This window comes from Lentzea sp. JNUCC 0626, from assembly GCF_043632865.1.
GTDB lineage: Bacteria > Actinomycetota > Actinomycetes > Mycobacteriales > Pseudonocardiaceae > Lentzea.
Window position 1 is genome coordinate 2,267,796 of sequence record NZ_CP171635.1, and the last position, 14,056, is coordinate 2,281,851.

Below are 14,056 nucleotides of genomic sequence, written 5' to 3' on the forward strand. Positions count from 1 at the left end.
TCTAGCGGAGTTGCTCGCACGAGTCGAGGCGGGATGCTTCGCTGAACGGCATGGACCGGCCGCGCTGGCAGAACTACTGGGACCGCAAGTCCGCCACCTACGACCAGGAGATCGGCGTCCTGGACCGCAAGGTCTTCGGCGACTCACGCGCGTGGGCGTGCTCGCAGGCGCACGGCGAGGTGCTCGAAGTAGCCGTCGGCACCGGCCTCAACCTGCCGCACTACCCGCCGGACGCCGTGGTCACCGGCCTGGACCTGAGCGACGGCATGCTCGACCTGGCCCGAGCGCGCGCCGCTGACCTCGGTTTGCTGGTGACTTTGCAGCAGGGCACCGCGCACGCCCTGCCGTACGCCGACGGCTCGTTCGACACGGTCGTGTGCACGCTCGGCCTGTGCGCCATCCCCGACCACGAGACCGCACTCGCCGAGATGGTCAGGGTGCTCCGGCCGGGTGGGCGCCTGATCCTGCTCGACCACGTCGCCGGCACGTCCCGCCTCACCCGCGCCGTGCAGTGGCTGCTCGAGCGCATCACCGTGCCGATGGCGGGCGAACACTTCCTGCGCCGCCCGTTGCCGCTGGTAGAAGCCCACGGCCTCGTCCTGGAACGCGCCGACCGCTTCAAGCTCGGCGTGGTCGAACGACTGGTCGCGACGAAGCCGAAGTAGTTTCTGTTATCGCCGGACGTCCTGTGCATCTCCTGGTCGGACCAGAGGACCGGCAAGTGAGGTGGGCATGGCAGCACCGGAGGACCCCGCAGTAGCGACGGTGATCGCCGCGCGCGAAGGCGACCAGCGCGCCCTGGACGACCTGGTGAGCGGCTACCTGCCCCTCGTCTACAACATCGTGGGCCACGCCCTCGGCGGCCACGCCGACACCGACGACGTGGTCCAGGAAACGATGCTGCGCGCCGTGCACGGCCTGCCGTCGTTGCGCGACCCGGCGGGCTTCCGCTCGTGGCTGGTCGTGATCGCGATGAACCAGATCCGCCTGCGCCACCGCGAACGCCAACGCACCCCGATCGCCGGCGAGGTCCCCCACGACGTCGCCGATCCGGGCGCCGACTTCGTCGACCTCACGATCATGCGGTTGCAGCTGTCCGGCCAGCGCCGCGAAGTCGTTTCCGCGACCCGGTGGCTCAGCGAGGACGAACGCGAACTGTTGTCGTTGTGGTGGCTGGAGGCGGCCGGGCGCCTGACCCGCACCGAGGTCGCGACGGCGTTGGATCTGACCCCTCAGCACACGGCCGTGCGCGTCCAACGGGTCAAGGCACAGCTCGACGCCGCACGGATCGTCGTGCGCGCGTTGGAACGCACGCCCCGTTGCCCCGACCTCGCCGACATGGTGGCGGAGTGGGACGGGTCGCCGAGCGCGTTGTGGCGCAAGCGGATCGCTCGGCACAGCCGGGAGTGCGTCCGCTGCGAGCGTTGTGGGCACGACCTCGCCTCGGTGGAGGGGTTGCTGGCGCGGCTGCCGCTGGTGCCGCTGCCGTTCACGCTCGACCAGTCGCTGTTCGCGGGGGTGGGCCAGGCTTGGGGAACGGCCGACCCGACCGCCCTCGGCGGCGCAGCCGACCCGACCACGCTGACCGGCGTGAGCCATGTCGGCGGCGCCACCTCGCCGGCCTCCACCCCAGCCGTCACCGGCGGCAAGTTCTCCCTGCTCCTCAAGGGCGCCCTGGTCAAGCCCATCGCCGCCGCAGCAGCGGCCGTCCTGGCCCTGGGTGTCGCGGTAGCCGTCATCCCGTCCGGCGAGGAGCCGGTCGCCCGCGCCGTCCCCATCGCCACCAGCACCCCGCCCACCACGACGACCACCGTTCCCTCGTCTTCGTCCGCGCCGTCTTCGACCCCGTCGTCCACTCCGCCCACCACCACCGTGCAGCCCGCACCGCCCGCCGTGCCCGTGACGAAGTCGATCAAAAAGGGCGTCAGCACCTGGAAGTTCGACGGCGTCGGCAAGGCGCTCACGGACGTCCGCGCGGGCTGGTACTACAACTGGGCCGCCACCCCCGACGGCATCGCGACGCCGCCGAACGTCGAGTTCGTGCCGATGATCTGGGGCACCAAGTTCACCGACGACGCGACGCTCGCCAAGGCCAAGGCGAGCGGCAAGGTGCTGCTGGGATTCAACGAGCCCGACTTCCCCGAGCAGGCCGACATGACGCCCGAGCAGGCGCTCGACCTGTGGCCGAAGCTCCAGGCGACCGGGTTGCGGCTCGGCAGCCCCGCCGTCGCGCACAGCGGTGACAAGGCCGGTGGGTGGCTCGATCGGTTCATGACCGGTGCGGCGCAACGCGGTCTGCGGGTCGACTTCATCGCGGTGCATTGGTACGGCGCGGACTTCAGCGACGCCGCCGTCGGGCACCTGAAGAACTACCTGGCGGCGGTGCACGCGCGGTACGGCAAGCCGATCTGGTTGACCGAGTACTCACTCATCGACTTCTCCGGTGGTGCGGCGCGGTTCCCGACGCAGCCGCAGCTCGCGGCGTTCGCCAAGAACTCCAGCGCCATGATGGAAGGCCTGCCCTACGTCGAGCGGTACGCGTGGTTCGCGCTGCCCGACGAGAACAAGCCCGGCACCGGCCTCTACAAGGCGGGCGGCACCCCGAACCAGGCCGGTGAGGCATACCGCGCCGCGGGCTGAGCGGCCGTGCCCGAGAATCACGGGCGTGAACAACCTGCTGGTCTCCGGGAGCGCCGGGAACGCCATCACCGAACTGGTGATCCCGGCGCTGCTGCTGCGCACGCCCAACGCGCCGTGGTCGCAGCTCGTGCACGTGTACGTGCCGTCGGGGCGCACGGTCGCGTTCAGCGGCCGTGACCTGCGCTCACCCGGCATCGCCGAGGCCACCGCGATCGCCCGCGCCGCAGGGTTCGAGCCGGTCGTCCGCTCGCCCGGCGGGCGGATGGTCGCCTACGACGGCGGCGCGGTCGTGATCGACCACCTCGACAGCACCACCGACATCCGCCACGCGGGCGCCTCGACGTTCGCCGCGAACGCCGAGGCCCACGTCCGGGTGCTGCGCGGCCTCGGCCCCATCGACGCCCGCGTTGGCGAGGTGCCGGGCGAGTACTGCCCCGGCGAGTTCAGCGTCAACGTCGCGGGCGAGGTGAAGGTCATCGGCTCGGCGCAGCGCGTCACCTCGACCGGCTCTCTGTTCAGCACCGTCGTGCAGGTGGCCGTGTCGGACGAGGTGCACGCCGTGATCACGGACGTCTCGAAGGCGCTCGGCTACGAGCTCCGCGAGAGTTCGATCGCGGGCCTGGCCGACTACGAACCCTCGCTGACCGCCTCAGCCGTCGCGGAGGCGTTCGTGGCCGACTACCGCGCACGGCTGGGCATGACACTCGCCGAGATGCCGGGCTGGGCCCTCGCGCACGCGTCGACCGCGCGCGGCGAGGCACCCTTCCACGTCGACGACTGGACCCGCGCTCACCCGGTGACGGGCTGACGCCTGTCCTTGAGGAACAACACGCCCGCGCACACCGCGATCCAGGCCGCCAGCACGAGGAGCCCTGTCGCGAGCCCGTCGTTCTGGAAGTACGAGACGCCCTTGATCGCCCGCACGCCGACCCCGACCGGCAGCACGCCCGACGCCCACTGCAGCCACTCCGGCAGGTAGGCGACGGGCAGCGTGCCGCCGCCGGTGGCGTTGCCGAGGATCAGCAGCACCACCGACGAGATCGTGGTGCCGACCGGCCCGGCCAGCCGGATGATCGTCACCGTCGCGGCCGCCACCGCGGTCGCCACCAACGCGACGACGAGGGCGAGCACCGCGACGTTGCCCGGCAGGGCGTTCAGGCTGCTGCTGATCCCCGCGACCAGCACGCCGTTGAGCGCCCCGAAGATCCCGATGCTCAGCAACCGCCGACGCAACGGCAACAGCGGCGCCATCCCGTACGAGATCTGTCCGAACAGGAACCCGGCCAGCACCACGCCGAACCCGGCGTAGAACGTCGACAGCCCGGCGGTGTCCCCTGCCGACGACGGCAGCACGTCCACTGGTTGTGCCTGCAAAGCCTGGCTGACGGTCGCGGTCACCGAAGGCCCGTTGGCCCCGGCGACGAGCACTTTCCCTTCGTTGGTCAGGAAAGCGCCGTAGATCTCGCGGCGCCTGATCGCTTCGGTCGCGCTCTGCGCGTCCACGAAGGACGTCAGCGTGAACGCTCCGGGCCGTTGTGCGTCGAGCCTCGCCTGGACGGTGTCGACTGCCCCGACGATCCCGAGTGGCAGCCCGTGCGGCGTCGGCGCGTGGAAGAGCGCCAGGAAGACGGTCACGAAGATCGCCCCGGTGAGCGTCCCGATCAGGACGGGGAGCATGACCCCGCGCATCCCGGTCTGGGCGTGCCCGCGCGGTGCGGCGTCTTCGTATTCGGTCGTGGTGGTCACAGCTGGTTTCCGTTCCTCGCCAGGAGACCCTGTGACAACCCGCGCCACATCGCATCCCCCGACGAACTCGTGTCGTCAGAAAGATGCCGTGGCCGCAGCGAGTGCGAGGACGTGTGGACTGCGAAGACCCGACCAGACCAAGCGGGCGCCTCACGTCTTTTCGGCGGCTCAACCTAGCACGCCCTCCAGCGGCCGAACGGGCGAACCGCCACCGTCGCCGGACCGCTCGCTAGATTGATCTTGTGCTGTCCCGTGAGCGGGTGCGCCTCCTGGTGGACGCCCCGTGGTTCAACAAGGTGATCACCGTGGTGATCCTGGTCAACGCCATCACGCTCGGCGCGGAAACCTCGCCCGCGCTGCTCGCCTCGTTCGGGGACGTGCTGCACGCGATCGACCGCCTAGCGCTGGCGGTGTTCGTGGTCGAACTGGGCCTCCGCTTCAGCGCCTACGGCAAGGACTTCTTCCGCGACCCGTGGAACTGGTTCGACACCGCCGTCGTGGCGGTGACGTTGCTGCCCACGGCTTCCGGCGCGTTCTCGGTGCTGCGCGCGTTGCGGGTCATGCGGGTGCTGCGGCTGGTGTCGGTCGTGCCCAGCATGCGGCGGGTGGTGTCCGCCCTGCTGACCGCGTTGCCGGGCATGGCTTCCATCACCGCGTTGCTCGCACTGGTGCTGTACGTGTCGGCGGTGATCGCGACGAAGCTGTTCAGCGGCGTCGCCCCCGACTACTTCGGCGACCTCGGCGACTCGCTGTTCACGCTCTTCCAGGTCATGACCGGAGAGGCGTGGTCGGAGGTCGCACGGCAGGTGATGGCCGAGCAGCCGTTCGCCTGGATCTTCTTCGTCGGCTACCTGGTAGTCACGTCGTTCACCGTGCTCAACCTGTTCATCGCCGTCGCAGTGAGCGCGATGCAGAACCAGATGAGCGAGGAGCACGCCGAGCACGACCGCGAGGAGATGGCCGCGACGATGGAGATCCTCACCGAGGTGCGCCGCCTCCGGGCCGACGTGGAGGCGTTGCGCGCCAAGGCTTCCGCCTGAATCCTGTTCAGGAAGACAACGACCAGCCTTGTAGTAGACACGCTTCCACATAGCTGTCGTTGTCGAGTGATTCCCTGAGCTGAAGACTGGAAAGCGCACCGCCATGCGCATCGGAGAGGACCCAGCCGGAATGTCGCTGCACCCTCGAGATCGGTCACGCCTGCGCCGCTGAGGTGATCGAACAGCAGGAACTGCGAGAGGCCACAACATGACGACTCTCGGCAAAGTGGTGACCGTGTTGCGGCGTCTGGTTCGTCCCCAAGGCCCGCACCGCGGAGCAGGTAGCGGTGGGACCATCCGTTCGTGGCGTTCCTGCTCGAAACCCGGATCCACCCGCTGCCCGAGCGGCGATCCGTTCCAGTCCAGTCGACCGCAGGACCATCGCTGGCCCTGGCTCGACCTGAGTTGAACGCATCCAGGCAAGAGCGGCCGGTCAGAGCCAGTCCGCCTTGATCCTGCGGGCGCGCAGCGCCTCCTCGTTGCCCGTGCAGAGGAGGGTCATCGACTTAAGTTGGGAAAGTGCCGTACTTCGGCGAACTCGTCAACATCGAACAACCCGCCCTCGCCGTCCCAGTTCGGCGCGATCTCGAGGTAGATCTCGTTGCCGCCATCCATGTAGATCTCGGTGATCTTCTCGGCGAGTTCGACCGGGACTTCGAGCGCCGCGTAGTAGGCGAGTGCCTCCGGTACCGCCTCGAAACTGCCGTCGTCGTAGGTGAAGCCCTGCTCGGCGGCATACTCGCCCAGTTTGAACTTTGGCAGGAGCTCCTGGTTGTACGTCAACTCTGGGACGACAGCGAGCTTGAACTTGGCGTCGGCGAAGGGAATCAGCTGACTCCTGTCCGAATACCCTGTGAGGGCCCTGACCGCGGCCGCCGTCAGCACCGGTTTGGGGCCGTACGGGCAGAACTGTCGTTCGGCGCTTTCACCGAAGACCGATCGGGCCGAACCGAACGGCACGAAAGCCGAACCAGAACGCAACACAGCAAAGCCATGCCGATGCTTGTGCTTCGGAGCGGCCTGGCGCTTGTTTCATGTGGTCATACTGGTCGGCTGTCATGACCACATGCCTTGGTCAGCGAACTGCCATCGCGTGCGTGTTTGGCAGTGGCAGTGCCTGGTGTTGCCTGCGGTCCACGTGGCCAGCACTCCGGTGATCAGGAGGGTGTCCGAGTGGTCTGGACCGAGCAGGCGCGCGGTCTAGGCGGCCAGCCGTTCAACTACGGCAATCGCGTCGTCACCACGCACCGCAGGGCGGTACAGGTGCGCGAGGTTTCCTGGGCTGTCAGTACCTCTGGGTGCTTGGGTCCCAGAACACGCACCATGTCGTCGAGCACCTATTGCCGCACGGTCACCGCAGCTCGGCGGACCGAGGTCGGAGCGTGCTACCTCACAGGATCGAGCGGGGGCAGCTGCTCCAAAGGCAATCCGTGGTCGCGCATGAGGCAATACACCCGTTCCTGCTCGCCGCCCACCAACCGTTGCACGTACTCGATGCCGTCGAGGTGATCGATCTCGTGCTGGAGCACCCGAGCCAGGTACTCGTCTGCACTTACGACCACCAGCGCACCGCTCGGTGTCCAGGCGCGCACGACAACCCGGCGTGGTCTTGTCACCAGTGCTGCGGAACCGTCGAGCGCTAGTGAGAGACAGCTCTCGCGCGCCTCAGCGGAACCGCGCGCTTCCAGTACGCAGGCATTGACCAGCACCGGGGACATGACCCGTGCGAGACCGTGGACGAGGATGCGCAACGGCACGTCGAGCTGGTTGGCGGCCAGTCCGATACCGCCTGCCCGGCGCATCGCCGACAACATCTGATCGCCGAACCTGCCCGCCCACACCGTCAGCTCGCCTACCGGGCGTGTGGCCACGTGCAGGGCCGGCGTGCCGACAGGGGCAATACCGGGCTTGGCGAACTGGTGTTTCCGCTCGGAAGGCCAGCGAGTGCCGAGGTAAGTGTCGATCTCGGGCAACCTCGCGCCGTCCGGTGCCTCGCAGGCAGCCAGCTTCCGCAGTTTCCGCCTGACATCATCCGCCAGCGGGTAACGCTTGCCACAGCCGCAAGCGGAGTAGGCCTCCTCCCCAAGCGAGCCGGGAACCAGCACCACGACGTGGTTCACCGGCCGGCAGGGTTTGCCCCGGTCCGGACACCGTCCCGCGTCGTCACTGGCCCGCGCCGGGCGACGGGTCGTCTTCTTCATCGACGGAACTCCCTCCGTCTGTTTGAGCCCCGTCTGGGCCGCTTTCGCCCTCGAGAATCGCGCAAAGCTCCTCGACCATCTCTGAAGACCAGCCGAAACGCTCCCCCTCCCGCCGGATGGTGTCCCGCCCCTGGCCCCGCCGGGCGTCGTCCGCGTGCGAGTTGCTGTAGCGCATCATCGAAAGGCTCAGCTCGTGCCGACCTTCGATCGCCGCACCCAGTGCGGCGTAGAAGTAGACCGAGGGGTCTGTCGGGTCGAAGTGCGCGCCAACCGTGCCCGCGTTGAACAACTCGCCCCCTCGGCCATTCGCAAGCAGGGTGCAAAACCGGTCATGCAAGTAGTCCGGTTCCGCAGCGAGTTGTTGAGCCACTCCTACTCCCTCATTTCGCGCGACAAGCATCAGGTAGCGCAGCGCGTGCCAGGTGAACTCGTTCCCCTCCGCCAATTTGTGCGCCACTTCGAAGACATCCAGGGCCGTCTCGCTGTTGATCACCTCATAATTGAACGCCAGGAACTGATTGAACTCATTTACGCGCCTTCTTTTCGCGAGCTGGAGCCACTCCTCGAGAACGTTCGCGACGTACGCCACTCGAATGAATTCCGGCGGAGGCTCGGAAGGATCCGGATCAGGATCGACCTGGATTTCTCGCTGCAGCTCCGCCGCCAGCACACCAACCAGTTCACGATAGCCGGATGCGTTGTTCTGAAGGAACTCTGCCCGTTCTTCGTCGTTGTCAAGGTCTTCGAATTCTTCCAGCTGATCAGACGTCAGGAACGCGACGACTTTCGACCCGACGCGCGCCTCCAGCACTGAGTAAATGCGTACGCAAAGTGCCTGACGAGCGGTGTCGGAGTTCCAGGTCAGCCCGCATCCTCGCAAGAATGCGTCGTCCACGATCCGTGATGGACTGGCCGGAGCAACAGCCGCACTCGTCACGGTCCCCCACCTGAGCATGTCCTGAACCATCGAGAAGGTGACTCGCGGTGTCGACAACATCTTGTGAAGGGCAGTGCCAGCCGTTCGGTCGACCGGCAGGTACGCGACGACCTCATCGCGCACCTCGTGCACGCCCTTCTCCGCCAGGAGCAGAACCAAACGGGATCTGATGAACGCAGAGAAGTCCGCGAGGTGACGCTTGGCCACATCACCTGCCGCTGCAGGCTCCGACTCGGCGAGACCGATCATCGCAAGCGCGCGATCCTCCTGCGCGACCTCGCTGTTCTCGGCGATTCGCTGCAGCACAACCGCTCCGCCGTACCCTGCCTGCGCCAGCAAGGTGATGAAACTCGAGTGCCCGCTGTATGCTTTCTTGTCCTTCTCCGCTCTGTTCAGGAGCAGCTCGATCGCTCCGGCGACAGGGTCTCCCCGGTCGCGGTTGGCCATTTCCGCGATGAGCTCTTCTTTGAAGTCGTGATCATCCGGCGCTACGACCAACGAGTGCAGAACCTCAGGTTCGACGCTGAGACCTCCGACCTCCAGGAGTGTCCGCGCGAGCCGCGTCCGAACCCACGCCGGCGCACCGGGACTGGCGACAACTCGGTTCGCCGCCTCCATGGATTCGCCGACTTCCACCAGTGCGACCAGTGCGCGCAGCTTCAGATTGACGGGCAGCGGCGATTCGATGAGCCCTTTGAGTTGCTCGACACCAGCACTGCCCAACTCTGCGACAGTCCGCGCGATTCGCCGCCGGGTCTGCCAGTTGACGTTGCCCCGCCTGAGCAGTGACATCGCCCGTGACAACACACTCGTCTCGCCGGCTCGGATGAGGCTCTCGACCAACCGTGCTTCGGTGTCGTCGGAAACGCTCGGGTTCTCGACAAAAGCGATTCCACGAGGGATGAGCTCGGTCTCTCCGATGGCGATCAGCTCCGCGATGAGGGCAGCACTGAGCTCGACGGGCGTGAGGCTGCTGTCCTCGGCAACCTCCTCGACCGAGACAATTCGATCTCGATCACCCGTCCGGATGAGCGCTGTACCGGCCTCCAGACGGATCACCATCGGCGTCGAGTGCTGACGCAGCACAGTAAGGACGAGGTCACCTCCTGACTTGGTCTCCACCGGCACCGCCGCGACGAGACGCCGCAGTTCGCCGATGGTCCGCGCCTGCCCTACCGCCTGCCGCACCGCGTCGAGTCCGACATCGTCCTGGGCGATCACCAACGCGTTCGCGAGCCAACCGCGATGGCTGGCGGCCACGGACTGGTCGGCGACTGCTTTGCGGGCGAGCGTCAAGCCTTGATCGTCGCCGACCTCGGCCAGCATCGCGGTGATTGCGATCCGCGGCCGGCGTTGGAGATCCTCATCGGTGAGTAGATCCCTGGATGCGGTCTTCGCTCCGGCGACGTCTGCGCGCACAAGCTCTCGCATCCTGCCCAACGCGCGCTCGCGGTCAAACGGCAAAGGCGCACGCACCATCTCCGCGACCTTACCCACCACTTGCCGGGTGAGTTCCAGGTCAATTCGCCCCCTACCCCCAAGCAGGCAACTGCACGCGAGCAAGGTCTGTTCTCGCCAGCTGTCCACGGAGGACGCGAGCACCGTCCTGATGAGCCGGTCGGGGTCGGTCATCAGCTCCGCGGTGAGGGGCCACACCTGGTCCCAAGACGAGTCGAACCAGCGGTGCGCGTCCACGGTCGTGGTCAGTGCCGCGTCGTCGAGTTCAGCGACGTGGCAGGCGAGCACGAACTCGCCTAGCACCGGGTGCACGAAACGGGCCATCGGACCGCCGTCGTCTCCGCTGTCGAACGTCAGCAGTCCGTCGAACATGTACTCCCAGAGAACCGGGCGCTGGTGCAGCTCTGGCGAGTTGCCCTGAATGCGCTGCCACGCGCGATGGCGCGCCGATGCACTAGCCTCCAGCGCATCGTAGTCGCGGTGCTTGGTCAGCTCGCGGTTCAACTCGGTCACGGGAAAGCGGTCAAGACGGGAACGCCACGTCCGGGTCAGAGCACCGATCGCGTCGGCCAGCACCCGCAGTCGCAACTCCGGGTCCGGTGCGGCCTCAGCGTCAACCGCCCGCTGAGAGGGATCACGCCACGACCCGGACAACGCCGCCGACACAACAGCTCGGTAGAGACCGGCAGCCGACGCAGGCAACGCACGGATGTTGCTGCCTTCGGTGACAAGCCGACACAGGAAGGCAGCCAGCAGCGGGATACGCGCCAGGTCGCGCAGCTCGACGCGGTCCTTCAGCCCTTCCTCGAACCGGGTCGTCAGCTTGTCGGCATCGCCGAACCACGCCTTGGCGAACGAGTACACCTGGCCGGGCGAGAATCCGAGCACCTCGGCGCGCAGGCCCGCTGGGACCTTGGCCGTCTCGTCCCGCAACCGGGGTTGCGGACGTGAGGTGACCAGGAGCTTGTTTCCGTGCGCCGCGAGGGAGGTCAGTGCATGCAACACGCGTTGACGCTCCTTTCCGGTCACCTCGTCCAGAGCGTCGAGACAGGTCACCAGCCTGCCGCTCGCGTACGCCGAACTGATGACCGCGGTCAGCCACGATTTCGCGTCGTCGTGTGTGTCTGCCTTCACCACAAGAGCCGAAGCGAGTGCTGCGACAGCGTTCTCCTGGTTCACGACGCTCGGCAAGGCGCTACCCAGGGTCGCGCAGTCGATGAGGACGGGTACCGAGATCGCAAACGGGTCCACGCTTGATGACTCGAGTTGCTTCAGAGCGTCGATGGCGAGCGTGTCGCAGTGCACGTTGAGCAGACAGGACTTCCCCATGCCCGGCATACCCGTGAGTACGACTGTCTGCCAACGCGCCTGAGTCGGCGACCACCTGAACAGGCCATCAGTCGCGGACAATTCAGTGACGTCAGCGAGAGTGGTCGACGCGATACCGGCATCGGACGCGGACTTGGCGCCATGGACAGCTCGCACGGTGGGGATCTGCTGGATCGAGTCGAGTTCCTTCCCCGACGGTGTGATCACCGGCCGGCGAGAGACCTCCTCACGCAACCACTCCAGATAGCGGCGCAGCGCATCCCCTGGATCGATCCGTCTCCCGCCGCACCGGCGCGCGAAGTCCCATCTGCGATCTGCCTGCGCATGACGGACGTTCGCGGTCCAGAGATCGGGATGCTCTCTTTTGATGACCTCGGCACTAAGCGCAAACGCACCCAACGGCCCAGCTCCGCGGCGTTGCGCCTTCGTGATGCCGACGACCGTCCCCGTCGTCAGGTCGAGGAGCGGACCGCCGCTCATCCCGGGGTCCACCTTGGCACCCATGCACTTGATCACGACGTAACCGTTGTGCGGACTCACCGACTCGAAGCGCAGCCGCGCGCTGTCCGGTGCTGGTGCACCGGTGAGGACGCTGGTCGAGCCCTCAGCCAGGAGTTCGCCGGACGGGATGTGGTCGCTCAACTCCACGCACGGATGCTCGGCGATCACGTCGTCTTCAATCCTCAACAAAGCGATGTCAGGAAGTTCCAGTGCTCCTTCGGCTGACTTTTCGTCAGGACAGGCCCACACCACGGACAAGGATTTCAGGCGGTGGCCCATCCACAGTGCCGTCATTCGCTCGGGTTCGGGCACCACGACGTGCGCGGCGGTGAGGGCAAGTCCACCGGCGACGAAGAACGCCACCCCCAGCGCCTCTCCTTTGGAACCGAATAGAAGAATCGTGCAGTCGCGAAGCTGTGCTTCCAACGCGGCAGTCATCGTGCTCAGGCCCCTCTCCTCCGCGTGATTCAAGCGTTCGTCTTTCGGCCGTCCGCCCGTGCTGTCACTCTTTGGCGAAACTCGGTTTGGCCGCGTCCGAACCGCGCCAGAGATAAGCAGTCAGCGCCCGGCCGGATTCCTGCTCTCCCGCGGGATTGGCTGGCAACGGCCAGCGGAGGTGTTGGTAGAGCAGGGATCGATGCAGATCGAAAGCCGCTTCGAGCAGATCGGCGAAAGCTTGGGCCCTGGGCGGCAACCACACGCACAACGCAAGCACGGACACGGTCAGTCCAACGAGCACAGCCCAGGGGGTGAGGGCGCCGAACGTCGTGAACAGCAGGCCCCACAACGCAGCGACGACCGCACCAGTAACGGCACGGCGAGCCGCAATGAGCTCATCACGGGTCAATTCGGGTAACAGGAGCCACAACCGCGGCCACACCGCCGTAGTCTCCAAGCCGTACTTGTCCAGCGGCCAGCTTTCCGCTGCCCTCAAGATCGCACCAATCCTGGTCGGCATGCGACGGTATGGCACCGACGCCTGTCGTCGTTGTGCCCGGTCGAGACGGAGATACGTCGCGAAGTCCTCAGGACGCAACGCGGGATCCTCGTCGGCGATCCGCCGTTGCAGTGCCTGCCAACTGCGCTGTCGTCGTTCGGTGCGCTTCCCGGCCACGCGGGCGAGCCTCCACCACACCTTCAACACCCAGCCGGGCCAATAGCCCTCAGCGATCCGCAGAGCGGGCCCAGAGAGCCGGTCCACGACCACCCCAGAACCGGCCACCAGCACCAGCGCGACAAGTAGCGCCCCGCCCTGGACCACTGCGGGCCGATGGGACAGCCAGGCGACTACGGGCTCCGCGCCGGACCAGCCCCCTGCGGAATGAGCCCAGGCGAGCACACCTCCAGACCAGAACAGGAAGGCGGGCGCCGACACCGTCAGCCAGCGATCCGCGAGCTTGCCCCCGGCGGCTTCCCAGAACTTCGTCAGCATTCCGGGTGTCAGCTCCTCACGAGTCGGCAGCCGTGCGTACCGCAGACAGGCACCTGCACTCCGACTCCAGGCTGGTACCAGAGGAAGTCCCCGTTGACTGGGCAGACGAAGAGCTCAGCCTGGATGGGCGCGCCACCGCCCAGCAGCGGTTCGTAACCGACATCCCGAACGCCTGCACCGGGCAGGCCCGGCGGGAGCAGACACGGGTCGTCAAGCACTTCCTCGACCCATTCCAAGACGGGGTCGTCCTCGCCGAGCATCGCGTGGAGTTCGGCCGCCAGCACCGGATCGGGGGCGTCTTGGCCGACGATCTCACCTATGCGGCGATCGAGCGCAATGGCTCGCTGCTCATCCACCAGGTCCGGAAGATAACCGCGGACCAGTTTGGCCACCTTGATCAAATCTGAGTCCTGCATGGTGGCGGTATCGCTTGCCAGGACACGACCGTTAGCAGTACGGCTGTTTATGTCACAAGAAGGCGAAAATTTCTTATGTCGCTTGGAATAGTGTCACACAGAGCTTGATCCACACGAACTACCGAACCGACACAACGTTCAGCGCAATAGTCGATTTGATCTTGTGGAAGGACAAGCGAAGGCAACCGCGGCCTCCTCCATCATCACCTCTTCACACGAATCAGTAAGCCCGGCGATTCGGATCTCGGCGTGAATCGTCCCTTGAACACTCCGCCGCGAACCACATCTGCGCAGGCTCAGCGACACTGGAAGAGTCGTCATGGATGAACACGCTGAGACGATTCCCAGGGGCACTG

At 66.6% G+C, this 14,056-nt stretch carries 10 protein-coding genes; 4 read left to right on the top strand and 6 right to left on the bottom strand.

All coding sequences use genetic code 11. The features are described from left to right. The first annotated feature begins 50 nt into the window (after nt 1–50). The 3 genes from JNUCC0626_RS10110 to JNUCC0626_RS10120 all read left to right on the top strand — a co-directional run bounded on the left by JNUCC0626_RS10110 (nt 51) and on the right by JNUCC0626_RS10120 (nt 3,448). Nucleotides 51–665 carry a class I SAM-dependent methyltransferase gene (locus JNUCC0626_RS10110; RefSeq protein WP_394619428.1) on the top strand — a complete coding sequence of 205 codons (615 nt, stop codon included), beginning with the start codon at nt 51–53 and terminating at the stop codon, nt 663–665. Between the two features lie 67 nt (nt 666–732). Further along, a complete protein-coding gene (locus JNUCC0626_RS10115; RefSeq protein WP_394619429.1) occupies nt 733–2,640 on the top strand; it encodes a sigma-70 family RNA polymerase sigma factor in 1,908 nt (635 codons plus the stop codon). 25 nt (nt 2,641–2,665) lie between these two features. After that, nucleotides 2,666–3,448, top strand: coding sequence for a lipoyl protein ligase domain-containing protein (locus JNUCC0626_RS10120; RefSeq protein WP_394619430.1), 783 nt, complete (start codon nt 2,666–2,668; stop codon nt 3,446–3,448). Here the strand turns inward: JNUCC0626_RS10120 and JNUCC0626_RS10125 are convergent. Then, nucleotides 3,430–4,386 (bottom strand): hypothetical protein, encoded by a 957-nt coding sequence (locus JNUCC0626_RS10125; RefSeq protein WP_394619431.1) that lies wholly within the window; start codon nt 4,384–4,386, stop codon nt 3,430–3,432. The genes JNUCC0626_RS10120 and JNUCC0626_RS10125 overlap by 19 nt on opposite strands. A 242-nt stretch (nt 4,387–4,628) precedes the next feature. Between JNUCC0626_RS10125 and JNUCC0626_RS10130 the strand changes: the two genes are divergently transcribed. Further along, nucleotides 4,629–5,426 (top strand): ion transporter, encoded by a 798-nt coding sequence (locus tag JNUCC0626_RS10130; protein ID WP_394619432.1) that lies wholly within the window; start codon nt 4,629–4,631, stop codon nt 5,424–5,426. Nucleotides 5,427–5,924: 498 nt separating this feature from the next. On the opposite strand, the gene JNUCC0626_RS10135 is transcribed toward JNUCC0626_RS10130, so the two are convergent. From JNUCC0626_RS10135 to JNUCC0626_RS10155, 5 genes are all read right to left on the bottom strand, one after another. Continuing rightward, nucleotides 5,925–6,386 (bottom strand): DUF6892 domain-containing protein, encoded by a 462-nt coding sequence (locus JNUCC0626_RS10135; RefSeq protein ID WP_394619433.1) that lies wholly within the window; start codon nt 6,384–6,386, stop codon nt 5,925–5,927. A gap of 425 nt (nt 6,387–6,811) precedes the next feature. Further along, entirely contained in the window at nt 6,812–7,627 is an 816-nt protein-coding gene (locus JNUCC0626_RS10140) for a peptide deformylase (RefSeq protein WP_394619434.1), read from the bottom strand. Beyond that, complete coding sequence (locus JNUCC0626_RS10145; protein WP_394619435.1) at nt 7,590–12,290, bottom strand: trypsin-like peptidase domain-containing protein; 4,701 nt, start codon at nt 12,288–12,290, stop codon at nt 7,590–7,592. The genes JNUCC0626_RS10140 and JNUCC0626_RS10145 overlap by 38 nt, the downstream gene beginning before the upstream one ends. 64 nt (nt 12,291–12,354) lie before the next feature. Then, the gene (locus tag JNUCC0626_RS10150; protein WP_394619436.1) at nt 12,355–13,284 is read right to left on the bottom strand and encodes a hypothetical protein; all 930 of its coding nucleotides are present in this window, start codon (nt 13,282–13,284) and stop codon (nt 12,355–12,357) included. Between the two features lie 8 nt (nt 13,285–13,292). Continuing rightward, nucleotides 13,293–13,685: a hypothetical protein gene (locus tag JNUCC0626_RS10155; protein WP_394619437.1), complete on the bottom strand. Its 393-nt coding sequence runs from the start codon at nt 13,683–13,685 to the stop codon at nt 13,293–13,295. Between the last annotated feature and the right edge of the window lie 371 nt (nt 13,686–14,056).